The sequence below is a fragment of the Novilysobacter erysipheiresistens genome, from assembly GCF_036663935.1.
Lineage (GTDB): Bacteria > Pseudomonadota > Gammaproteobacteria > Xanthomonadales > Xanthomonadaceae > Novilysobacter > Novilysobacter erysipheiresistens.
Genome location: NZ_JAXGFP010000003.1, coordinates 473,313 through 494,980 on the forward strand (window position 1 = coordinate 473,313; position 21,668 = coordinate 494,980).

Annotated in this window: 18 protein-coding genes; 12 read left to right on the forward strand and 6 right to left on the reverse strand. The window is 69.0% G+C overall.

The annotated features are described in order from the left end of the window. Positions 1 to 12 precede the first annotated feature (12 nt). The 7 genes from oleD to SNE34_RS08205 all read left to right on the forward strand — a co-directional run bounded on the left by oleD (position 13) and on the right by SNE34_RS08205 (position 7,731). The gene (oleD, locus tag SNE34_RS08175; protein WP_332616453.1) at positions 13 to 1,026 is read left to right on the forward strand and encodes a 2-alkyl-3-oxoalkanoate reductase; all 1,014 of its coding nucleotides are present in this window, start codon (positions 13 to 15) and stop codon (positions 1,024 to 1,026) included. Between the two features lie 527 nt (positions 1,027 to 1,553). Further along, positions 1,554 to 2,252, forward strand: coding sequence for a ubiquinone biosynthesis accessory factor UbiJ (locus tag SNE34_RS08180; RefSeq protein ID WP_332616455.1), 699 nt, complete (start codon positions 1,554 to 1,556; stop codon positions 2,250 to 2,252). Continuing rightward, positions 2,252 to 3,925: a ubiquinone biosynthesis regulatory protein kinase UbiB gene (gene ubiB / locus SNE34_RS08185; RefSeq protein WP_332616458.1), complete on the forward strand. Its 1,674-nt coding sequence runs from the start codon at positions 2,252 to 2,254 to the stop codon at positions 3,923 to 3,925. Before SNE34_RS08180 ends, ubiB begins: the two co-directional genes overlap by 1 nt. Before the next feature lie 145 nt (positions 3,926 to 4,070). Next, complete coding sequence (locus SNE34_RS08190; RefSeq protein ID WP_332616460.1) at positions 4,071 to 4,796, forward strand: pseudouridine synthase; 726 nt, start codon at positions 4,071 to 4,073, stop codon at positions 4,794 to 4,796. A gap of 129 nt (positions 4,797 to 4,925) precedes the next feature. After that, a complete protein-coding gene (gene arfB / locus SNE34_RS08195) occupies positions 4,926 to 5,351 on the forward strand; it encodes an alternative ribosome rescue aminoacyl-tRNA hydrolase ArfB (protein WP_332616463.1) in 426 nt (141 codons plus the stop codon). 9 nt (positions 5,352 to 5,360) lie between these two features. Then, positions 5,361 to 5,966 carry a lysophospholipid acyltransferase family protein gene (locus SNE34_RS08200; RefSeq protein WP_332616465.1) on the forward strand — a complete coding sequence of 202 codons (606 nt, stop codon included), beginning with the start codon at positions 5,361 to 5,363 and terminating at the stop codon, positions 5,964 to 5,966. A gap of 289 nt (positions 5,967 to 6,255) precedes the next feature. Next, positions 6,256 to 7,731, forward strand: coding sequence for a glycosyltransferase family 2 protein (locus SNE34_RS08205; protein WP_332616467.1), 1,476 nt, complete (start codon positions 6,256 to 6,258; stop codon positions 7,729 to 7,731). 3 nt (positions 7,732 to 7,734) lie between these two features. Here the strand turns inward: SNE34_RS08205 and SNE34_RS08210 are convergent, their stop codons facing one another. Continuing rightward, positions 7,735 to 8,673: a LysR family transcriptional regulator gene (locus SNE34_RS08210; RefSeq protein ID WP_332616469.1), complete on the reverse strand. Its 939-nt coding sequence runs from the start codon at positions 8,671 to 8,673 to the stop codon at positions 7,735 to 7,737. A 145-nt stretch (positions 8,674 to 8,818) separates the two neighbouring features. On the opposite strand from SNE34_RS08210, the gene aceB reads away from it, so the two are divergent. The 4 genes from aceB (at position 8,819) to SNE34_RS08230 (ending at position 15,695) form a co-directional block, all read left to right on the forward strand. Next, on the forward strand, positions 8,819 to 10,483 hold the full coding sequence (gene aceB / locus SNE34_RS08215; protein ID WP_332616471.1) for a malate synthase A: 1,665 nt from the start codon (positions 8,819 to 8,821) through the stop codon (positions 10,481 to 10,483). Positions 10,484 to 10,619: 136 nt separating this feature from the next. Beyond that, complete coding sequence (aceA, locus tag SNE34_RS08220) at positions 10,620 to 11,915, forward strand: isocitrate lyase (protein WP_332616472.1); 1,296 nt, start codon at positions 10,620 to 10,622, stop codon at positions 11,913 to 11,915. 278 nt (positions 11,916 to 12,193) lie between these two features. Next, positions 12,194 to 13,177, forward strand: coding sequence for a GGDEF domain-containing protein (locus tag SNE34_RS08225; RefSeq protein ID WP_332616474.1), 984 nt, complete (start codon positions 12,194 to 12,196; stop codon positions 13,175 to 13,177). Between the two features lie 13 nt (positions 13,178 to 13,190). Further along, positions 13,191 to 15,695, forward strand: coding sequence for a putative peptide modification system cyclase (locus tag SNE34_RS08230; RefSeq protein ID WP_332616475.1), 2,505 nt, complete (start codon positions 13,191 to 13,193; stop codon positions 15,693 to 15,695). Here the strand turns inward: SNE34_RS08230 and SNE34_RS08235 are convergent. The 4 genes from SNE34_RS08235 to ubiK all read right to left on the reverse strand — a co-directional run bounded on the left by SNE34_RS08235 (position 15,692) and on the right by ubiK (position 19,083). After that, positions 15,692 to 15,928, reverse strand: a complete 237-nt coding sequence (locus SNE34_RS08235) for an NHLP-related RiPP peptide (protein ID WP_332616476.1) — start codon at positions 15,926 to 15,928, stop codon at positions 15,692 to 15,694. The two genes, SNE34_RS08230 and SNE34_RS08235, sit on opposite strands and share 4 nt — an antisense overlap. Positions 15,929 to 16,008: 80 nt before the next feature. Next, positions 16,009 to 17,226 carry a putative peptide maturation dehydrogenase gene (locus tag SNE34_RS08240; protein ID WP_332616477.1) on the reverse strand — a complete coding sequence of 406 codons (1,218 nt, stop codon included), beginning with the start codon at positions 17,224 to 17,226 and terminating at the stop codon, positions 16,009 to 16,011. Between the two features lie 32 nt (positions 17,227 to 17,258). Beyond that, entirely contained in the window at positions 17,259 to 18,773 is a 1,515-nt protein-coding gene (locus tag SNE34_RS08245) for a YifB family Mg chelatase-like AAA ATPase (RefSeq protein WP_332616478.1), read from the reverse strand. A gap of 10 nt (positions 18,774 to 18,783) precedes the next feature. Next, entirely contained in the window at positions 18,784 to 19,083 is a 300-nt protein-coding gene (gene ubiK, locus SNE34_RS08250) for a ubiquinone biosynthesis accessory factor UbiK (RefSeq protein WP_332616479.1), read from the reverse strand. Between the two features lie 214 nt (positions 19,084 to 19,297). Here ubiK and SNE34_RS08255 point away from each other — a divergent pair, with 214 nt between their 5' ends. Beyond that, a complete protein-coding gene (locus SNE34_RS08255; protein ID WP_332616480.1) occupies positions 19,298 to 19,636 on the forward strand; it encodes a P-II family nitrogen regulator in 339 nt (112 codons plus the stop codon). A 35-nt stretch (positions 19,637 to 19,671) separates the two neighbouring features. Here the strand turns inward: SNE34_RS08255 and SNE34_RS08260 are convergent, their stop codons facing one another. Then, a complete protein-coding gene (locus SNE34_RS08260; protein ID WP_332616481.1) occupies positions 19,672 to 21,618 on the reverse strand; it encodes a GGDEF domain-containing protein in 1,947 nt (648 codons plus the stop codon). Positions 21,619 to 21,668: the final 50 nt, after the last annotated feature.

Sequence of the window (21,668 nt, forward strand, 5' to 3'; positions counted from 1 at the left end):
TAGAATGGCCGCATGAGAATCCTGGTAACCGGCGGTGGCGGCTTCCTCGGCCAGGCCCTGTGCCGCGGCCTGCGCGAGCGCGGGCACGAGGTGGTCAGCTTCAACCGCGGCCACTACCCAACACTCGATGCGCTCGGCGTCGCCCAGATGCAGGGTGACCTCGCCGATCGCGACGTCGTCATCCACGCTGCCACCGGCTGCGAGGCGATCTTCCACAACGCCGCCAAGGCCGGCGCCTGGGGCGCGTTTGAGGGCTACCACCGCGCCAACGTGCTCGGCACCCGCCACGTGCTCGACGCCTGCCGCGCGAACCGCATCGGCAAACTGGTCTACACCTCGACCCCCAGCGTGACCCACCGCGCGACCCGCCCGGTCGAGGGCGGCAGCGCCGACGATGTGCCCTACGGTGAAGGTTTCAAGGCCCCGTATGCGACCACCAAGACCATCGCCGAAAAGGAAGTGCTCGCGGCCAACGACGCAACGCTGGCGACCGTCGCCTTGCGCCCGCGATTGATCTGGGGTCCCGGCGACAACCAGTTGCTGCCGCGTCTGGTCGAACGCGCGCGCGCCGGCCGGCTGCGGCTGATCGGTGACGGCGACAACCTCGTCGACACCACCTATATCGACAACGCGGCGCAAGCGCACTTCGATGCGTTCGATGCGCTAAGGCCGGGCGCGACCTGCGCCGGCCGCGCCTACTTCATCAGCAATGGCGAGCCGCGCACGATGCGCGACACCCTCGATGGCCTGCTCGCCGCGGCGGGGGCACCGGCGGTCGACAAGACGTTGCCCTTCGGTGCCGCTTATGCGATCGGCGCCGTGTGCGAAGGGCTGTGGTCGGTGCTGCCGTTGAAGGGGGAGCCGCCGTTGACGCGCTTCCTGGTCGAGCAACTGGTGACGGCGCACTGGTACGACATGGGTCCGGCGCGGCGGGATTTCGGGTATGTGCCGCGGGTGGGGTTCGACGAGGGGTTGGTGCGACTGCGTGCGGCGTGGAGTGGCGGAGGTGCTTCGTTGCCGCGGTGATCGATGTGCGGTGATGCGGGTGGCTGGAGCGACGTACGGGTCGCGACTTACGTCGCTCCTACAGGGGTTACGGCCCGGCTTGGTGGCTTCGTTTGGCGTAGCATCGTGTCACTGCAAACGCGACGCGGCGTCCCCGGGTGGGTGTTGCGGAGAGCAGGCCATGGATGGCCTGCGGCCCTGACTCAGGGCAGGAAGCCTGATGGAAGGGCGCAGCGACATCCATCCGGGGCGACGCTGCCACCCGCAGCCGCCAATGTGACCCGACGGCGTGATGCCGGACGAGCCGAGGCGCAGCCGGCGTGCCTTGCGGCTAGTTCTCGACCCTGGAGATCCGATCGCGGCTGAAGCCGCTCCTACAACGGCGGAGAGTCCCGTAGGACAAACAGCCCCGGAGTCAGAAGCGCCGGAATCCGTGTCCGCGGCGCGCAAGCGCGGGAGTCCGCAGTGCAACACCCGGGGCCAGTAGTACGGGGGAGGGATCGGCAATGCATGCGAGGCTCTCGCACCGGCCCGGCTAGAATGCGCCGATGACCGAATCCGCCCCGCCGCCGTCGCCGCTCAATGCGCTCAAGCCCGTCGCCGGACGCGCGCTGGAAATCGCGCTCAACCGCGCGCTGGCGCTTGATCCCGACACTCGCGACAGCCTGCGTGCGCTCGATGGCCGACGGGTCGCGCTGCGGCTGGCTTCGCCACCGCTGGCGTTGCAGGTACGTGTCGCTTGCGAACGCCTCGAAGTCGGCCCGGTCGACGGCGACGTCGAGCCTGACCTCTCGGTCCGCAGCACGATCGGCGGATTGATCTCGCAACTGCCGTTCCTGCGCAACGACGACGCGCCGCCGGTCGGCCAGCTCCGGATCGAGGGCGACGCCGACCTCGCGCGCCGACTGCAACGCCTCGCCGAACGCTTCGACCCCGACTGGCAGCAGCCCTTCACCCGCGTGTTCGGCGACGTGATCGGCGTGCAGGTCGCCAACGCCCTCGCCGCCGGCCTGCGCCATGCGCGCGTCGCCGCGAAGGAGTTTGCCGGCAATGCCGCCGAGTTCGTCACCGAGGAATCGCGCGACGTGGTGCCGCGCGACGAGCTCAACGCCTTCCACGATGACGTCGACGCATTGCACGACGACGTCGAACGCGCCGCCGCGCGCATGGCCCGGCTGCGCACGAAAGCGGCGACATGGAAGCGCCCGGCCAAGGATGACCTGGGCTCCGCGGAGGGAACCGCGTAATGAAGTCCTTCTTTCGCGCGTGGCGTATCGGCCGGGTGCTGCTGCGCTACCGCCTCGACGACCTGCTCGACGGCACCCCGGTCGAACGCTGGCTCAAGCTCGCGCGCCCGTTCGTGCCGCGCGCCTCCGCCGAGATCGCCGCGCAACCGCGCGGCGCGCGGCTGCGGCTGGCGCTGCAGGAGCTCGGGCCGATCTTCGTCAAGTTCGGCCAGATCCTTTCGACCCGCCGCGACTTGGTGCCGCCTGACGTCGCCGAAGAGTTGGCGCTGCTGCAGGACCGGGTCGCGCCATTCGACGGCGATGCCGCGCGGGCGATCGTCGAACGCGCGCTGGAGCGTCCCGTGGCCGAAGCCTTCGCCAGCTTCGACACCACCCCGCTGGCCTCCGCCTCGATCGCCCAGGTCCACGCCGCGACCCTCCCTTCGGTCGACGGCACGCCCGGCCGCGAAGTCGTAGTCAAGGTCCTGCGCCCCGACATCGAGAAGCAGATCGCCGGCGACATCGCCCTGCTCAAGGCGATCGCCGGCGTGGTCGACCGCACCCACCCCAGCGCCGACAAGATCCGCCCGCGCGAGATCGTCACCGAAATCGAAAGCACCCTTGCGGCCGAGCTGGACCTGCAACGCGAAGGCGCCAACGCGAGCGTGTTGCGGCGGTTCTGGCTCGGCAGCGACGACCTGTACGTGCCCGAGGTGATCTGGACCCACACCGCCGACCGTGCGCTCACGCTCGAACGCGTGCACGGCATCCCGTCCGACGACATCGAGGCGCTCGACGCGGCCGGCATCAACCGCCACGCGCTCGCGGCCAAGGGCGTGCGGGTGTTCTACACCCAGGTGTTCCGCGACAACTTCTTCCACGCCGATGCCCACGCCGGCAACATTTGGGTCGACAGCGACCCGGCGCGCAAGCACAACCCGCGCTTCATCGCGCTCGATTTCGGGATCATGGGCCAGCTGTCGGACGAGGATCAGTACTACCTCGCCGAGAACTTCATGGCGATCTTCAACCGCGACTACCGCCGCATCGCCGAGCTGCACGTGCGCGCCGGCTGGATGCCGGCGCACATTCGCATCGACGAGCTGGAGGCGGCAACCCGCGCGGTCTGCGAGCCGTACTTCACCCGCCCGCTCAGCGAGATCTCGCTGGCCGAGGTGCTGCTCAAGCTGTTCCGCACCGCGCAACGTTACGAGCTGACATTGCAGCCGCAACTGATCCTGCTTCAGAAGACCCTGCTCAATATCGAAGGGGTGGGGCGGCTGCTCGATCCGAAGCTGGACATCTGGGCCGTCGCGCGGCCGGTGCTCCAGAAGATCCTGGTGGAGCGTTACAGTCCCCAGCGCCTGCTTGGTGAGTTCAGGAAGCGATTGCCGGAGATGGTCACCCACGCGCCCGAGATGCCGCGGCTGCTGCACGCGTGGCTGACCCAGCAGGTCGAAGGCAAGCATGAGCTGAAGATGCAGTCGCGCGACCTCGCCGAGTTGAGCCGCAACCTGCGCGAGGCGCACCGCAGCACGGTCGCGGCGATCCTCGGGGTTGGGTTGTTGATCGTGGCCGCGGTGCTGCACGGGCTTGGCGCCGGCGGACCGACGTTGTGGTCGGTGCCGCTGTCGTCGTGGATCGCCGGTGTCGGTGGGTTGTGGGCGCTGCTGGCCGCGTGGCCGCGGCGCTGACCGTGGTCGCAGCGTCGTATCTCCGCGCTGTCCCCCAAGGGGACTTCCTTCGGGGTGTAGGAGCGGCTTCAGTCGCGATCTGGAATCGGCGCGGGCGAACGACTCTCAGATCGCGGCTGAAGCCGCTCCTACAAGGGTCCGGTCAATGGGGAGCATGATCGATCCGGCGCTGGCCCTCGACGTTCTGTATGCCGACGACCACCTCGCCGTCGTCAACAAGCCCGCCGGCCTCATGGTCCACGACAGCGCGCTCGCCCGCGGCGAGAGCGACTTCGCCGCCGACCGCCTGCGCCAACAGTTCGGCCGGCCGATCTTCCTTGTCCACCGGCTTGACCGCGCCACCAGCGGCTGCCTGCTGCTGGCGTTCGACCGCGACACCGTCTCGGCCCTCGGCAAGGTGCTGATGTCGCGCGAGGTCGAGAAGGACTACTGGGCGATCTGCCGCGGCTGGCCGGAGGCCGACGCGTTCACGATCGAACACGACCTCGACGGTGGTCCCGGCAAGCCGATCAAGAAACCGGCGACCACGCACTTCCAGGTCCTTGCGCGCACCGAATGCGGCTGGTCTTCGGCTGGCTTCGAGACCTCGCGCTACGCGCTGCTCAACGCGCAGCCACAGACCGGCCGCTTCCGGCAGATCCGCCGCCATCTCAAGCATGTCTTCCATCATTTGATCGGCGATACCAGCCACGGCGATGGCCGGCACAACCGCAGCTTCCGGATGATCGGCGTGCACCGGATGCTGCTGCATGCGCGGCGGCTGGCGTTCGTGCATCCGCACACCTCGGCGCGGATCGAGCTCACTGCGCCGGTCGATGCGCAGTTCGGGAAGGCGCTGGGGTTGTTCGAGGGTTTCGCGAACAACGCTTGATGTAGGAGCGACGTAAGTCGCGACCCGCCGAACCCAACAGGTGATGTACAGGTCGCGACTCACGTCGCTCCTGCGACCGAAGGAAGTCTAGGCGGACACCCGCTGGGGATCCGTCGCCGGTGCCCTAGAATGACCGCCATGATCGAGGTCGGCGCCATCCGCATCCCCGAGTCCGAACTGGTCGAACGCTTCGTGCGCTCGGCCGGGCCGGGCGGGCAGAACGTCAACAAGGTCGCGACCGCGGTCGAGTTGCGCTTCGACATCGCGAGCTCGCCCTCGCTGCCCGAACCGGTGCGCGAGCGCCTGCTGACCCGGCGCGACCGCCGGGTCACCGGCGACGGCGTGCTGGTGCTCAGCGCGCAACGCTTCCGCACCCAGGACCGCAACCGCCAGGACGCCCGCGAGCGCCTCGCCCACTTCATCGAGTCCGGCCTGCATGCACCCAAGAAGCGGGTCGCGACCAAGCCGACCCGCGGCTCGAAGGAACGCCGGCTGGCGGGCAAGCGCGAACGCAGTACGATCAAGCAGGGGCGCACCGGGCGCGACTGGGACTGATACCGACCGATGCATCCATCGACCGACGACGTCGTGCCGCCGTTGCCGCCGAACGTGCCGCGCGTGGCTCCCAACCGCTTCAGTCGCTGGCTCGGCCGTAGCGTCCTGCGGCTCGGTGGTTGGCGGTTGGTCGGGCAGTTCCCCGACCTGCCGCGGGTGGTGCTGATCGGCGCGCCGCACTCGTCCAACTGGGACGGGGTGTGGGGCTTCGCGGCCAAGCTCGCGCTTGGGCTCGACATCAAGATCCTCGGCAAGCACCAGTTGTTCTGGGGTCCGCTGGGGCCGCTGATGCGCTGGCTCGGGATCATCGCGATCAACCGCAACGCGGCGCGCGGCGTGGTCGAGCAGCTGGCGACGCGGATCGATGCGGCGGACCGGTTCTGGCTCGGCATCGCCCCGGAGGGCACCCGCAAGCCGGTCGACCGCTGGAAGACCGGCTTCTGGAAGATCGCCCACGCGGCGCGGGTGCCGGTGCTACCGGTGTACTTCCATTACCCGGACAAGGTGATCGGCATCGGGCCGGCGTTTACCACCAGCGACGATATGGAAGCCGACCTCGCGCGCCTGCGCGACTGGTACCGGCCGTGGCAGGGCAAGTTGCACGGCACGTCGTAAAGCGAAACCCCGGGCCGTTGTAGGAGCGGCTTCAGCCGCGATCGGATAGTCGATCGCGCGCGCCGATTCCAGATCGCGGCTGAAGCCGCTCCTACAATCGAACGGGTTCGGTCGGGCGCTGCGATGCCCGGTTTGGCACGACTATTGCGTACGTTTTGTGACTGGGCTCGCATTCCGTCGACCCGGTCGCGGCGGCCCGACCCTGGCCGCGGAGTCTGCAATGCGGCGATGCTGCCAGTCCCCGACACGCGCGATTTCCTGCTCCCCGCCGGGCGGGCGGGGCTGAGCGATGGCGATCGCGCCCTGGTTCGTCTGCGGCCCGGCGGCGTGGCTGGCCGCGCTCGGCCACCATCGCGGGCCCGAGCCGACCGTCCCGACCCCGGTCGAGGACTGGCAGGACGCCGTGGTCGACGTGGTGATCCCGGTCTGCGGCGACCAGCACACCATCATCCATTGCCTGGCCGCCCTGCTGCAGCAGACCCGCCCGCCGCGGCGGGTGCTGCTGGTCGATGACGGCGGGATCCGCCGCGACCACGCCCTGCAGTTCGCGCGCGAGTTCGCCCGCGCCAACGGCATCGCCCTGAAAATGGTCGCGCGGACGTGGTCGATCGGGCGGGCGGCGACGCTCAAGCGACAGGCGCGCGAGTTCGATGGCGACGTGCTGTTCGTGCTCGACGCCGACACCGTGCTGGTCTCGCCCGACTACATCGAACGCTGCGTGCGCGAGCTGTACCAGGGCGTCGGCATCGCCAGCGCCTGCGGCACCGTCGAACCGCTGCGCGGCCCGCAGCGGCGCGCGCTGGCGGCGATGCCGGCGTTCCGGCGCTGGCTCGGCGACGACGACTATCGCGACCCGCTGGCGCCGACCGACCGCCTGCATCGGTTTTTGCGCTGGCTCGGCGACGGATACCGCGGCCATGTCGCACGGTTCCAGCAGGACTTCCTCGATCGGGGGCTGATGTGCCGCTACGGCGGCGTCGACATGCCCTCGGGCGAGGCGATCGCCTACCGCCGGCGCTACCTCAAGGACCTGTTCGACCGCTACGAGCCGATCCGCGGGGACGACCTGACCCCGGTCGAGGACCTGTTCATCGCGCGCGCGTTCGCCACCGAGGGCTATCGCAGCATCCGCCTGGCTGACGCGATCGCGCGGGTGCAGTACCCGGAGTGGCAGCACCTGCCGCAGCAGGCCTGGCGCTGGACGATGGCGCTGCTGCAGAACGATCTCTACTTCAACCCGTTGCTGCGGACGCCGTATACCGTGGTCCGGCACCGCCTGCGCGAATGGTTCCGCCGCCGCCGGGACCGCGACGAATCGCGTTCGCGGATGGGCAGGGCCGGTGCCGGGATCGAGCAGCGGCGGGTGCGCGAGGCCTATCGCCAACCGTTCGGCGAGCGCCTGACCCACCGCCAGGGCCGGCCGATCGGCACTGCACTGCTGCTGGCGGCGCTGGAGCGGACCGGCTATCCGGTCACCCAGCTGTCGCTCGCGCTGACCGCCAGCTGGGTCTCGCTGGCGGTGCTGATCGGTGTCGAGACTGCGTTGGCGGTGACCGTCGGCGCCCGCCTCGCCGGCCCCGGTGGACGCGTCATCGCCGCGCTGCAGGCACTGGCGGCGACCCCGGTGCGGCACGCGCTGATGCTGCTCGAGCCACTCGCGGTGCTGTGGTTCGCCGGTGGCCTGTGGCTGGCCGGCCGTCACGGCTGGTACGTGCGGCGTGAAGCCGACGACCCGTGGCGTCGCGGGCAGCGCCGCCGGCGTTGACGATCAGGTGGCGTCGACGGCGTTCTCGGCCAGCCGGGCCTGGATCAATCCGGCGAACGCCCGCGCCTGCGGGCTCGGGTGCCGGCCCTTGCGCATCACCACGCCATAACTGCGCGGCGGGAACCATGCCGCCAGCGAGCGCGCCGCCAGCCGCCCCCGGTCTTCCGCGGTCAGGCACAGCGCACTGACGATGCTGATCCCCAGCCCGGTCGCCACGTACTGTTTGATCACCTCCCAGCCGGCGACCTCCAGCGCCACCGTGTACGGCACCTGGTTGCGGTGGAACACCAGGTCGACCATCCGGTAGGTGGTGAGCCGTTGCGGCGGCAGGATCAGCCCGTGCGGCGACAGGTCCTGCAGCCGCAGCTGTTTCTTGCGCGCCAGTGGGTGGTCGGGCGCGGTGATCAGCATCGGCTCGAACTGCGCGACCTCGGCGTAGTCGAGGTCGGCCGGCACGTCGAGCACCGAGCCGACCGCGAGGTCGACCGCATCGGTCCGCAGCAGCTCCATCGCGCTGGCGCCGGTGACGTTGTGCAGGTTCAGGCGCACGTCCGGGTGCGCGGCGCGGAACGCGGCGACGACCTGCGGCAGCAGGTAGAGGATGGTCGAGTTGCCGGCGGCGACGTCCAGGGTGCCGGCGTCGAGCCCGCGGATGCGCTCGCGGTACGCCGCATCGAGGCCGTCGACGCCCTCCACCAGCGGCCGCGCCAGCTCGTACAGCGCCTCGCCCTCGCGGGTCATCACCAGCCGCCGGCCGCTGCGCTCCAGCAGCCGCGTGCCCATCTCGCGCTCCAGCGCCTGCAGCTGCAGGGTCACCGCCGGCTGGCTGAGGAACAGCGCCTCGGCCGCACGCGACACCGAGCCCAACCGTACCGTCTGGCAGAACGCCCGCAACGGCTTCAGCCGATCGCCCTTGTACGCATAGCGCAACTTTCCAGACATCCGGTAAGCCCTTGTAGGAGCGGCTTCAGCCGCGATCCGAGAATCAAATATAAGCACAACAAATACAAGAAATAGAAAAATCTCAATTGTCATATACCGGACGGCGGCGCATGGTCGGCTTCCAGATATCCAACGGAGTGCAGGCATGTCGTCAGCGGTGGCCCTGAAGCAGGATTCGGATCAGACGCTCGGTTCCGGCGAGGCGGTGCAGCTGACCGCGACCGCCCCCGGCCAGCAGGACCTGCTGACCCCGGCGGCGCTGGAATTGCTCGCCGACCTGCACCAGCGCTTCGAACCCGCCCGCCAGGCCCGGCTGGCCGCCCGCCGCCAGCGCCAGGTTCGTTTCGATGCCGGCGAATTGCCGGACTTCCGCGCCGACACCCGCGCGATCCGGGAAGCCGACTGGACCGTCGCGTCGCTGCCGGCCGCGCTGCTCGACCGCCGGGTCGAGATCACCGGCCCGGTCGACCCGAAGATGGTCATCAACGCGCTCAACTCGGGCGCCAACTGTTTCATGGCCGATTTCGAGGACAGCACCTCGCCGACCTGGGCCAACCTCATCGCCGGCCAGCAGGCCATGCGCGCGGCGGTGGCCGGCACCCTCGAGCACCTCGCCGGCAACGGCAAACGCTACGCCCTCAAGCCCTTTGCCGAGCAGGCCGTGCTGCTGGTGCGCCCGCGCGGCTGGCATCTCGACGAGAAGCACGTGCTGGTCGATGGCCAGCCAATGTCGGCCAGCCTGTTCGACGCCGGCCTGTTCGCCTTCCATAACGCCGCCGCGCTCGCGCCGAAGGATCGTGGCCCGTACTTCTACCTGCCCAAGCTCGAGTGCATGGAAGAGGCCGCGCTGTGGAACGACGTGTTCGGCCACGTCGAGCGCGCGCTGGGCCTGCCGATCGGCCAGATCAAGGTCACCGTACTGATCGAGACGCTGCCGGCGGCGTTCGAGATGGACGAGATCCTGCACGCCCTGCGCGGCCGCATCGCAGGCCTCAACTGCGGGCGCTGGGACTACATCTTCAGCTACATCAAGACCCTGCGCGCACACCCCGACCGGGTGCTGCCCGAGCGCGGCCAGGTCGGCATGACCGCGCCGTTCCTTCGCGCGTATTCCGAGCTGCTGATCCAGACCTGCCACCGCCGCGGCGCCCACGCGATGGGCGGGATGGCCGCGCAGATTCCGATCAACAACGATCCCGCGGCCAACGACGTCGCCCTCGCCAAGGTCCGCGCCGACAAGCTGCGCGAGGTCACCGCCGGCCACGACGGCACCTGGGTCGCGCATCCGGCGTTGATCCCGCTTGCCCGCGAGGTGTTCGACGAGCGCATGCCCGGTCCGCACCAGCAGCACGTCGCCCGCACGGATGTTTGCGTCGGCCGCGACGACCTGCTCAAGCCCGCGGTCGGCACCGTCACCCGCGCCGGTTTCGACGGCAACGTCGAGGTCTGCGTTCGCTACCTCGCCGCGTGGCTCGACGGCGGCGGCTGCGTGCCGATCCACTGGCTGATGGAGGACGCCGCCACCGCCGAGATCGCCCGCGCCCAGCTGTGGCAGTGGCTGCATCACGAACGCCTGGCCCGCGCCGCCGGCCATGCCGACCCCGAACCGCTGCACCTCGACGACGGCACCCCGATCGACTTCCCGTTGCTCGACCGCGCCCTGATCGGCCTGCCGGCCCGGCTTGGCGACCGCCGCATGCTGCCGGGCGGCAGCCGCATCAACGAGGCGATCGGAATGCTCGACCGCCTGAGCCACGCCGACACCCTCGAGGATTTCCTGACGATCCCCGCCTACCGCCGCCTCGATTGACCGATCGCCTTCTGTAGGAGCGGCTTCAGCGCGATCTGAAATCGGCACACGCGACCAACCCTCCGATCGCGGCTGAAGCCGCTCCTACAAAAGCCCGGACGTACGCAGCCAACATCCGCCACCCAAGGACACCGCCATGACCACCCAGCCCACCGCCGAGCAACTCCGCAACGACTGGAACAACAACCCGCGCTGGGCCGGCGTCCAGCGCCCGTACTCCGCCGAGGAGGTCGTGCGCCTGCGCGGCACCGTCACCGTCGAGCACAGCCTCGCCACCCTCGGCGCCAACAAGTTGTGGCAGTCGCTCAACACCGAGCCCTTCGTCAACGCGCTCGGCGCGATGACCGGCAACCAGGCCATGCAGCAGGTCAAGGCCGGCCTCAAGGCGATCTACCTGTCGGGCTGGCAGGTCGCCGCCGACGCCAACCTCGGCGGCCAGATGTACCCCGACCAGTCGCTGTACCCGGCCGACTCGGTGCCGGCGGTGGTCAAGCGGATCAACAACACCCTGCTGCGCGCCGACCAGATCCAGCACTCGGAAGGCAAGGACGACATCGACTTCCTGCAGCCGATCGTGGCCGACGCCGAGGCGGGTTTCGGCGGCGTGCTCAACGCGTTCGAGCTGATGAAGGGGATGATCGAGTCCGGCGCCGCCGGCGTACATTTCGAAGACCAGCTCGCGTCCGCCAAGAAGTGCGGCCACATGGGCGGCAAGGTGCTGGTGCCGACCCGCGAGGCGGTCGAGAAACTCGTCGCCGCGCGGCTGGCCGCCGACGTCATGGGCGTGCCGACCCTGATCGTCGCACGCACCGACGCCGAGGCTGCCGACCTGCTGACCTCCGACATCGACGACAACGACGCCGAATTCACCACCGGCGAGCGCACCGTCGAGGGCTTCTACAAGACCCGCAAGGGCATCGACCAGGCGATCAGCCGCGGCCTGGCCTATGCGCCGTACGCCGACCTGGTCTGGTGCGAGACCGGCAAGCCCGACCTGGAGTTCGCCCGCAGGTTTGCCGAGGCGATCCACGCGAAATACCCCGGCAAGCTGCTGGCCTACAACTGCTCGCCGAGCTTCAACTGGAAGGCCAACCTCGACGACGCCACCATCGGCAAGTTCCAGCAGGAGCTCGCGGCGATGGGCTACAAGTTCCAGTTCATCACCCTGGCCGGCTTCCACGCGCTCAACCATTCGATGTTCCAGCTCGCCCACGGCTATGCGCGCCGGCAGATGAGCGCGTTCGTCGAACTGCAACAGGCCGAGTTCGCCGCCGCCGAGCAGGGCTTCACCGCGGTCAAGCACCAGCGCGAAGTCGGCACCGGCTACTTCGACGCGGTGACCCAGGTCATCCAGGGCGGCCAGTCCTCCACCGTTGCATTGAGGGGCTCGACCGAAGAGGAGCAGTTCGAAGGCCGCCGCGCGGCCGCCTGATCGGCGAGAACCGTTGCCCTTGTAGGAGCGGCTTCAGCCGCGATCGGATGTCTGCTCTCTCGCGCCGATTCCAGATCGCGGCTAAAGCCGCTCCTGCAAAACCTGCAAACCCCCGTGGCCGGCGCCCCCATCACTTCCCGTTGACCTCTCTTAACCATTCAGGTCAGGTGCTATCCTGCCGCCACGGAACCGGGGATCGTTGGATGCACCGTGAAACCGCAGGGTCCATCGTGGCCCCTAAACCAACCACGCCAACCGACCAACGCGTGAGTGCCGCCATGCCCGACACCGACATGGCCGAACTCTCGAGCAGCGAGTACGCCCTGTTCGCCTCGGTCGCGCGCATCCGCCGGGTGTATGCCGGCGAGAGCCTGTTCCGTCGCGGCGACCTCGGCACCACCATGTACGTGATCGCCAGTGGCCTGGTCGAACTCGACTTCGGCGAGGACCTCGTCAGCAAGTCCCTCGGCCCGCGCGAATTCTTCGGCGAACTCGGCCTGCTGATCGGCGACCACGCCCGCAGCGCGGACGCCAGCGCGATCACCGACGGCGAGTTGCTGGAGCTGCGCCACGAGGAATTCGAACGTCTGGTCGAGCGCAGCCCCGAACTCATCTCGCATTTCCTGCGCCGCGCGATCATGCGCGTGGTACTCAACGAGCAGGGCCTGATCCGCCGTCTGCGCCGACGCAACCAGGACCTGCAGGCCGCGCTCGACAGCCTGCGCGCCACGACCCACCAGCTCAGCCAGACCGAGGCGCTGATCCGCAGCGACGAGCTGACCGGCCTGCACAACCGTCGCGGCCTGGTCCAGCACCTGCAGGAACGCCAGCGCAACCACGCCACCACCGGCCTCGGCCTGCTGCTGGTCGACTGCGACCGCTTCAAGCACGTCAACGACGAGCACGGTCACCTGGTCGGCGACCGCGTGCTGCAGGGCGTGGCCAACATCCTGCGATCGGTCGCCGGCCCCGGCGACCTCGCCTGCCGCCTCGGGGGCGACGAGTTCTGCCTGCTGGTCAAGGCCGACACCCGCGACGAGGTGATGCGCTATGCCGATTTCGTGGTTGGCACCGCCCAGGGCCTGATGCAGATGTCGCAGGCCACGCCGCTGATCTGCAGCCTCAGCCTCGGCGCCTGCCTGGTCGACCTCGACGGCGAATGGAACGACTGGTACGCCCGCGCCGACGCCGCCCTGTACCGGGCCAAACGCCTCGGCGGCAACCGCGTAGAGTGGCAGGACGACACGCCCGCCCCGGCGTGACCGGCCCCCGTCGATGAACGCCCAACCGACCGTTGCCACCGCCCCCACCGCCGAGCCGCATGGCGTCCCGCAGCTCCGCACGATCCTGTTGACCGACCTGGTCGACTCGACCGCGCTGGTCGAGCGCCTCGGTGACGGCGCCGCGGCCGAACTGTTCCGCGCCCACGACCGCCTGGTCCTGCGCCTGCAGAACGAGTGGCGCGGCCGCCTGATCGACCGGTCCGACGGCCTGCTGCTGCTGTTCGAGCGCCCGGTCGACGGCCTCGGCTTCGCCCTCGACTACGCCCGCGGCCTGCGCGAACTCGGCGCCCCGCACGACACCGACATCAAGGCCCGCGCCGGCCTCCACGTCGGCGAGGTGCTGAGCTGGCGCAACAGCGACGAGGCGGTGCGGCTCGGCGCCAAGCCGGTCGAGGTCGAAGGCCTGGCCAAGCCGATGGCCGGCCGCCTGATGGCGATGGCGCGCCCGGGCCAACTGCTGATGTCGGCCGTCGCCGAACCGCTGGCCCACCGTGCCGCGCGCGAACTCGGCGAGCGCGGCCACAGCCTGCTGTGGAAATCGCACGGCCGCTGGCGCTTCAAGGGCGTGCCCGAGGCACAGCAGGTCTTCGAGGTCGGCGAGCCCGGCATCACCCCGTTGCGCGCGCCGCAGCCGAGCCCCAAGGCCTGGCGCGACATCCCGCTGTGGCGCCGCCCGGCCGCGCTCGCGGTCGAACTGGCGCTGGTCGCCGCGATCGGCCTCGGCATCTGGTTCACCACCCGCCCGCAACCGGCGATCGCCTTCAACCAGCGCGACTGGGTGGTGCTGGCCGACCTGCGCAACTTGACCGGGGATACGCGATATGACGATGCCCTAGAAACGGCGCTCCGCATCGGCTTGGAACAATCGCGTCACGTCAACGTGGTTTCCGATGCGCGGGTAGCCGACATTCTGGAACAGATGAGCCGCGATCCGACGGTCGTTGAGGTCGGTCGCAACCTGGCTTCCGAAGTCGCCATTCGAGGCGGTATCCGGGCCGTGTTGTTGCCCACCGTGTCCGATGCGGGTGGCCCAGTGCGTGTCGACATCGAAGTGATCGATCCGCACACACAGGCGACGGTGTACGCCACCTCCGCCCAAGGGCACGGAGCGAACTCCGCGGTTGGCTCGATGGGGCAAGCCAGCGAAGACCTGCGCGCCCGCCTAGGTGAAGGCTTGGAGGCAATCCAAGCCACCTCCAAGCCGTTGGCGCAGGTCACCACCGCAAACCTGGATGCGTTGCGGGCATTCACCCTCGGGGATCATGCCTACGCGCGACAGCAACTGGACGAGGCGGAGCAACACTTCAACCAGGCGCTGGACCTCGATCCGGAGTTCGCGATGCCGCGCATCGGCCTGGCCCGGGTTGCATATGCCAAGACTGACGTGGCGACCGCGCTGCTGCATATGGAACAAGCCATGGGTCATCCGGAAAGGTTGTCCGACCGAGAACGATTGGCGGTGGCGGCCCTGTCCTCGCTAATACGTTGGGAACCGGACTTTATTGACAAATGGGTGGCATTGAGCGAGCTGTACCCGGATTACCATGTCGCCGCGTTCAATACTTCCAATGGTATGAAGTACGCCAATCGCTATCCAGAAATGCGCGACTACGCGAATCGTGCGTCGAATCCCTTGGCAGTTACTCGACCAGTGGCCTTGAACTACCGAGGAGTCGCCGAACTGGCGATGGGCCATGTTTCCGAAGCAGAAAAGTCGTTTGCGCTTGCAGCTTCCGCTGGCTTCCCGGCCGTCTTTATAGACCCCGCGCTGACACATGCGGCGCGCCGACACTTTGAACAGGCAAGTGCGGTATTGGACGTAGTTGAAGGGCCGCCACAGGTTGCGATCGAAAAGCGGGTCTTGGAGATGACCCTCGCGGCCGACCAGGGGCAGTGGAATAGAGCCGACCAATTCGCTGACAAGCTGATTGCATCATTCGCGCAGCCTAAAGCGCCGTTTGAGTGGGCGGCCCGGGCTGCTGCACTGGCGGTGCACAGCCGCACCCAACCCGTTGATGAGAGCCAACGGCAAGCAAGGCGCCTGATTGAATTGGCGGAAAATGCCTTAGCCAGTACACCGGGGCGCGCTCGCGAATCAGTGGCGAATGCCGCGCTTTACGCCGCTTATGTAGCGGCAGGAGCCGGTGATACCAAGACGGCGCGGCGTGGACTGGCTCTGGCCCAGGCAACGGTTGACCAGGCGCCGGCGCCGGTACTCGCCAACATGGCTGCGATTGTGCGCGCGCAGATCGATTTGAATGCCGACGACCCAGCTGCGGCGACTGAGCACCTGCGGCCGTTCAACACGGATTCGGCGCTGTTACTGACCCGACTGCTTCGCGCGCGGGCGCTACAAGTAGATGCAACAATTGGCGGACAAGAACCACAGAAGTTGACCAAGACCTTGGCATGGCGTGCCAGAGCCTACGGCGAATGGGCTGCTGAGCGACCCCCGGTATTGGAGGCGCTGTCACCGCGTATCCAGCAAACCAACTAGCGGCAAAAAATTACCCAGCCGCTGGTCGCTTCGAGTTGCTTGCTTAATAGATCGATGTTGCTCGTGATCTCATCCTTCGACGGAAGCTGCACCTTGCTCGGCGCAATCGACGGATCAACTTTGAAGCCATGCTCGGCTAGCGCCGTGATCGGGTCCGACTCCATCTGCGCGCGAAATGCGTCGTCCTGGGCCAGACGCTCCAGCAGCTTTCGAGCGTTATCTTGGTTTGCCATTTGATCTCCCCCTGTGTCGATCGAGTGTCGTGACGGAACTTGCGATGAAGCTCCGACGCGGAGTTTTACGGGGAAAGAGACTAGGGCGCAAGCGCGTCCGCGTTGGCGGGATTGTACGGTTCCGGATTCAGCTGCAGGCTGGTGCGAGAGGGATCGGGCACCCCGAGGCCATTGGCCCCGATCACGATTTCGCGCAGCGGATCCAAGCGTAGTCGATCGGAAACATCGGCGTCGTTGATCGCGGCGGTATAGAACGCGCCCAACCCGCGTTCTGCGGCCAGCAGATAAAAGGTCTGGCTGAGGTGCCCGGAGTCCAGCAGGACCGCCTTGTAGGCTTTCGGGTGGCGCCGGTACTTCCAGTGATGGCGATCGAGCCGGGCGACATGGAATGCCAGCGCGTGCGCTTCGGCAAAGTAGGTCTGTCCGATGGTGAGCGTTGCGGCGAGGTCGCGTGCCTGCTCTCGGGTCATCGGCTCCAGCAATGCCAACGCGTGACGTTTGGCTTCGTAGTGATACAAGCCCGGTGCCAAGCCTTCGACATCTATCGCCAGAGGGTAGGCCTCGATCGGGTGCAAGCCGCCGCCCGACGCGCTGGTGCGCTTGATCGCGACCATCTGCGGCGCCAGGATTTCGGTGCCGATGGCACCGAAGGTGCCGTACAACACCCGGTTGAAGTCGGCCAGGGGCAACGACACATCGCTGCGGAAATGACGGGTAGTACGGCGGGTCCGCAGCACTCGGGCGAAGCTATCGTCGAGTGGTTCCAGCGGCAGCCGGATATGGTCCACGGCATCGTCGCGCACGTGGAAGTGCGGCGGCAGCTCCCCGTGGATAGCGGCATGTGAGCGCAGGCGTTCCAGGTGCGCCGGGTCGCCGTGGTCGCGCGCGCCCTCGTCGCCCTCGACTGCGTGCCAACGACTCAGTGCGTGATACACGGCCGCGTGGGGGTGCCAGCCCATTGATGCCAGCTGCGCTTCCGCCTCGCGCAGGCGAGTGGAATCATCGTCGTCGGCGTCGCTGCATAACAGTCCGCGCTCCGCCATCGAGGCAATCGCGTCCGGCGACACACCGTGCATTGCGGACACGTCATCCAGTGCGTGCCACTGCAGCGCAGATATTCCGGCGATAACGCGAGCTTCAACCGCTGACAGAGGCAGCCTGTTGCCGCTGATCGGACACAGAAGCGAGCACACCACCTCCGAGTCGAGCCGCGCCTGTCCGCGCAGAAGCGCGGAAAGATCGGGCACGAGGGCATCGTCGACCTCAAGTAAGCAAGGGTTTCGCCGTCGGACCTGCATGAGCCGGATTATGCATGGCAATTGGCGGTCGGTCAGGCCGGCTGCGTCGCCGTACCGCGGTCCATTCGCCGGTAGCCGATCGCCTCGGTCAGGTGCGGGGTGCGGATGTGCGGGCTGTCGGCGAGGTCGGCGATGGTGCGGGCGACGCGCAGGATGCGGTGCATCGAGCGCGCCGACAGTTGCAGTTGTTCGACCGCGTGTTCGAGCAGGGAATGGTCGGGGTTAGACAGGCGGCAGGTGGCGCTGGTCTCGGCCTGGCTCAGCCGCGCGTTGGGCTTGCCGGCGCGGCTGTCCTGCAGTGCGCGTGCCTGCAGCACACGGGTGCGGACTTCGGCGGTGGCTTCGCCTTCGGCGGCGTCGGGGCGCAGTTCGGCCGGTGGCAGTCGCAGCACTTCGACGTGCAGGTCGATCCGGTCCAGCAGCGGTCCGGAAATCCGGCCGCGATAGCGGCGGACCATCTCGGGGCTGCACAGGCAGCGGCCGCTGGGGTCGCCGGCCCAGCCGCAGGGGCAGGGGTTCATCGCCGCGACCAGCTGGAACCGGGCCGGGAACTCGGCGCTGCGGGCGGCGCGCGAGACGGTGACGACGCCGGACTCCAGCGGCTCGCGCAGCACCTCGAGCGCGCGACGCTCCCACTCGGGCAGTTCGTCGAGGAACAGCACGCCGTGGTGGGCCAGCGAGATCTCGCCGGGGCGCGGGTCGGCGCCGCCACCGACCAGCGCGACCGCGCTGGCAGTGTGGTGCGGGGCGCGAAACGGCCGTGCGCGCCAGTTGGCCGGGTCGAGGCCGCGACCGCTGATTGACGCGATCGCGGCGGATTCCAATGCCTCTTCTTCGCTGGCTTCGGGCAACAGTCCCGGCAGGCGTGCGGCCAGCAGGCTCTTGCCGCAGCCGGGCGGGCCGACCAGCAGCAAATGATGGCCACCGGCGGCCGCGACTTCGAGCGCGCGCCGCGCGTGCAGTTGGCCGCGGACGTCGCGCAGGTCGGCGCCGCTGGCGCGCACGCCCGGCAGCGGCACCGCCTCGGGCAACGACTTGCCGGTCGACAACATCGCGCAGACTTCCAGCAGGGTGCGGGCGGTGTAGACCTCGGCGCGGCCGACCAGCGCGGCCTCGGCGCCGTTGCCGGCCGGGACGATCAGCTTGCGCCCGGCGTCGGCCGCGGCCAGCGCCGCCGGCAGCACGCCGTCGACCTCGCGCAGCTGGCCGGTCAGGCCCAGCTCGCCGAGGAACTCGTACTGGTCCAATGCTTCCAGCGGCACCTGGCCGCTGGCGGCGAGGATGCCGAGCGCGATCGGCAGGTCGAAGCGGCCGCCGCCCTTGGGCAGGTCGGCCGGGGCAAGGTTGACGGTGATCCGGCGCGCCGGGAATTCGAACTGGGCGCACTGGATCGCCGCGCGCACCCGGTCCTTGGCCTCGCGCACGGCGGCCTCGGGCAGGCCGACGATCGACATGGTCGGCAGGCCGCCGCCGAGGTGGACCTCGACCCGCACCGTCGGCGCACGCACGCCCGTCCGTGCACGGCTGTGCACGAGCGCCAGGTTCATCGCGGGCGCCTTAGTGGCGCGGGGGAAGTGGGTGGCTGTCCGGCCCGGCGCCGGTCGCTGCGCCGCTGCCGACCTGCGACTCGAGCTCGGCGACCGCGCGCTGCAGCTGCTCCAGCTTCTCGCGGGTGCGCAGCAGGACCGCGCGCTGGACCTCGAATTCCTCGCGGGTCACCAGGTCGAGCTTCGACAGGCCTGCCTGCAGCACCGACTTGAAGTTCTGCTGCATCTCGTCGCGGCTCTCGCGCAGGCCCTGGGGCACCAGGCTGCTGAGGCGGCGGGCAAGCTCGTCGATGTGGTTGAGGTCAATCATGGGCTGTGGCTCCTGCGGCAGTCGCGCCAGCATCACCGGGACGCCGTCATGGCGCCGTCAGCGGCTGCCGCGGGCTGTCGTAGGAAAATTCCGACACGCGGGAGCGCGGCACTTTACCGCATCGCCGCGGTCGGGATGGCGACGGTACTCGCGGCCGGGCTGGCGGCACGCAGCGGCTCGGCTATTCTGGCGCCATCGAAATGGAGGCAGCCCGATGAAGATGGTCATGGCGGTGATCAAGCCGTTCAAGCTCGACGACGTCCGCGAGGCGCTGGCCGAAGCCGGCGTGGCCGGCATCACCGCGACCGAGGTCAAGGGCTTCGGCCGCCAGAAGGGCCACACCGAGCTGTACCGCGGCGCCGAGTACGTGGTCGACTTCCTGCCCAAGATCAAGCTGGAGGTCGCGGTTACCGACGAGCAGGCCGACACCGTGGTCGAGGCGATCATGAAGGCCGCCGGCACCGGCAAGATCGGCGACGGCAAGATCTTCCTGTGGGACCTGGACCGGGTGGTGCGGATCAGGACCGGCGAACTGGACGGCGACGCGCTCTAGGCGCGGGCATCAAGTCCGGGCAGCGCCTCGGTCGCTCAGGCCTCAGCCTCGAACTCGACCTCGACCTCGACCTCGACCTCGACCTCGACCTCGACCTCGACCTCGACCCGATTGCGTCCGGCCACCTTGGCCCGGTACAGCGCGGCGTCGGCGCGGGCCATCACGTCGGCCAGGCCGTTGTCGTCGGCACGCAACAGCGACAGGCCGACGCTGACGGTCACGCGCAGGCCGGGGGCGATGTCGGACAGGTCGATGCGCTCGACGCTGGCACGTAGGCGTTCGGCGACACGCTTGGCCTGGGCCAGCGGCGTGTCGGGGCACAACACCACGAATTCTTCGCCGCCGATGCGGCCGAGCAGGTCGTTCTGCCGCAGCTCCGACTCGCAGGCGCGCACCACCCGCATCAGCACCAGGTCGCCGTGGGCGTGGCCATGGCCGTCGTTGATGCCCTTGAACCGGTCCAGGTCGAAGGTGAGTACCGCCAGCGGCCGGTCACGGCGGCGCGCCGCCGCCACGGCGCCGACCGCGGCGGCCTCGATATGGCGGCGGTTGGCCACGCCGGTGAGGGCGTCGGTCAAGGCCAGTGCGTTGATCCGGCGCAGGCGTCGCAGTTGCCGCCACAGCAACGCCAGCAGCAGCGCCAGCAGCAGGCCGCCGGTGGCCAGCGCCGCCATCTGCCAACGGTTGGCGCGGCCGATGGCCTCCAGTTCCTGCTGCTGGCTGCGCTGCTCGGCCAGCAGGCGGGTGTTCTCGAGTTCACGGCGGGCGGTGTCGAACTGGTACTGCAGCAACAGCGATTGCTGGATGCGGGCACCGTCGTAGCCCTGCTCGCGGCCGTTGCGTTCCAGCTTGAGGTCGTCCAGCGCGGCGCGATAGTTGCCCAGCGCCTCGTGGCTGCGCGCGCGCGCGGCATACAGCTCGGTCTGGTAACGCGGGTTGGGGTCGGCGGCGAACGCCCGCGCGGAGGCCCGGTAATGCGTCAGTGCCGCGGTGTGGTCGCCGCGCCCGGCCATGACCTGGCCCTGCAGCAGCTGCAGCATGCCTTCGTTGGAGCGATCGCCGAACCCCGCGAAGCCTTCGCGGGCAGTAACCAGCGCGTCGGCGGCATCGTCGAAGGCGCCCAGCTGCACCTGCGCCGCGGCCATGCCCAGGTGCGCGGCGGCGAGCTCGTAGCCGAGGCCGTGCGCGGTCGCGACCTGCGCGGCGCGGCGCTGGGCGGCCAGCGCCCGGTCGTAGTGTCCGTGATCCTGGTGCACGAACGCGGTCTGGATCAGCGATACCGCCAGCACGCCCCATCGCGCCTCGCGCTGGGCGAAGGCGACGCTCTGCTGCAGGTAGTCCAGCGCCTTGTCGTGCTCGCCCATGCGCCGGTAGGCAATGGCGACCTCGTGCAGGTTGGCTTCGGCTTCGCGCTTCAGGCCGCCGGCGCGGTAGACGCGCTGGGCTTCGAGGAAGTCGGTCAGAGCCGCGGCCTGCTGCCCCCGCAGCGAACGCTGGTTGCCGCGGCGACCGAGCGCCTGAGCCAGCAGGCGCGGCTCGGCATGCGCGCGCGCCAGCGCCAGGGCGGCTTCGGTCGGCGTGGTCGCCTCGGCGATCTGTCCGGCCGCTTCGAGATAGGCGGCTTCGCACAGGCCGAAACGGATCTGCGCGCCGGTATCGCCGAGCCGTTGCGCATCGGCCAGGCCGGCGCGGGCGAACGCAAGGCCGGTCGATGGCGGGTCGAGGTCTTCGTAATCGCAGCGGAAGCCGCGCAGGCGAAGCTCGCGGTGAGCGTCGTCCACCGGTTGCAGGGCGGCCAGACGGGCGATGGTCGCGTGCACCTCGGACGCCCCGGTGATGACCCGGTCGCCGCGTTCGATCTCATCGATCAGCGCGTCAAAGCGGGCGGCGTCCGGAACGGTGGGGGTGGAGACGGCCTGCGCCGACGCGAGCCCGGCCAGGCCGAGCCCGAGCAACATCAGCGGCAAACACAAAGCGCGCATGGCATCCCCTGGATTGAGCGCAGGCCCACGCGCTGCCGCCACGACGGCCG

Bases quoted from the DNA above. Each gene is read 5' to 3' on its own strand.
- SNE34_RS08210 (WP_332616469.1), bottom strand. From the start codon at position 8,673: ATGTCTGGAAAGTTGCGCTATGCGTACAAGGGCGATCGGCTGAAGCCG.
- ubiB (WP_332616458.1), top strand. From the start codon at position 2,252: ATGAAGTCCTTCTTTCGCGCGTGGCGTATCGGCCGGGTGCTGCTGCGC.
- SNE34_RS08180 (WP_332616455.1), top strand. From the start codon at position 1,554: ATGACCGAATCCGCCCCGCCGCCGTCGCCGCTCAATGCGCTCAAGCCC.
- SNE34_RS08225 (WP_332616474.1), top strand. From the start codon at position 12,194: ATGCCCGACACCGACATGGCCGAACTCTCGAGCAGCGAGTACGCCCTG.
- SNE34_RS08240 (WP_332616477.1), bottom strand. From the start codon at position 17,226: ATGCAGGTCCGACGGCGAAACCCTTGCTTACTTGAGGTCGACGATGCC.
- oleD (WP_332616453.1), top strand. From the start codon at position 13: ATGAGAATCCTGGTAACCGGCGGTGGCGGCTTCCTCGGCCAGGCCCTG.
- aceB (WP_332616471.1), top strand. From the start codon at position 8,819: ATGTCGTCAGCGGTGGCCCTGAAGCAGGATTCGGATCAGACGCTCGGT.
- SNE34_RS08245 (WP_332616478.1), bottom strand. From the start codon at position 18,773: ATGAACCTGGCGCTCGTGCACAGCCGTGCACGGACGGGCGTGCGTGCG.
- SNE34_RS08190 (WP_332616460.1), top strand. From the start codon at position 4,071: ATGGGGAGCATGATCGATCCGGCGCTGGCCCTCGACGTTCTGTATGCC.
- aceA (WP_332616472.1), top strand. From the start codon at position 10,620: ATGACCACCCAGCCCACCGCCGAGCAACTCCGCAACGACTGGAACAAC.
- SNE34_RS08200 (WP_332616465.1), top strand. From the start codon at position 5,361: ATGCATCCATCGACCGACGACGTCGTGCCGCCGTTGCCGCCGAACGTG.
- SNE34_RS08260 (WP_332616481.1), bottom strand. From the start codon at position 21,618: ATGCGCGCTTTGTGTTTGCCGCTGATGTTGCTCGGGCTCGGCCTGGCC.
- ubiK (WP_332616479.1), bottom strand. From the start codon at position 19,083: ATGATTGACCTCAACCACATCGACGAGCTTGCCCGCCGCCTCAGCAGC.
- SNE34_RS08255 (WP_332616480.1), top strand. From the start codon at position 19,298: ATGAAGATGGTCATGGCGGTGATCAAGCCGTTCAAGCTCGACGACGTC.
- SNE34_RS08235 (WP_332616476.1), bottom strand. From the start codon at position 15,928: ATGGCAAACCAAGATAACGCTCGAAAGCTGCTGGAGCGTCTGGCCCAG.
- arfB (WP_332616463.1), top strand. From the start codon at position 4,926: ATGACCGCCATGATCGAGGTCGGCGCCATCCGCATCCCCGAGTCCGAA.
- SNE34_RS08230 (WP_332616475.1), top strand. From the start codon at position 13,191: ATGAACGCCCAACCGACCGTTGCCACCGCCCCCACCGCCGAGCCGCAT.
- SNE34_RS08205 (WP_332616467.1), top strand. From the start codon at position 6,256: ATGGCGATCGCGCCCTGGTTCGTCTGCGGCCCGGCGGCGTGGCTGGCC.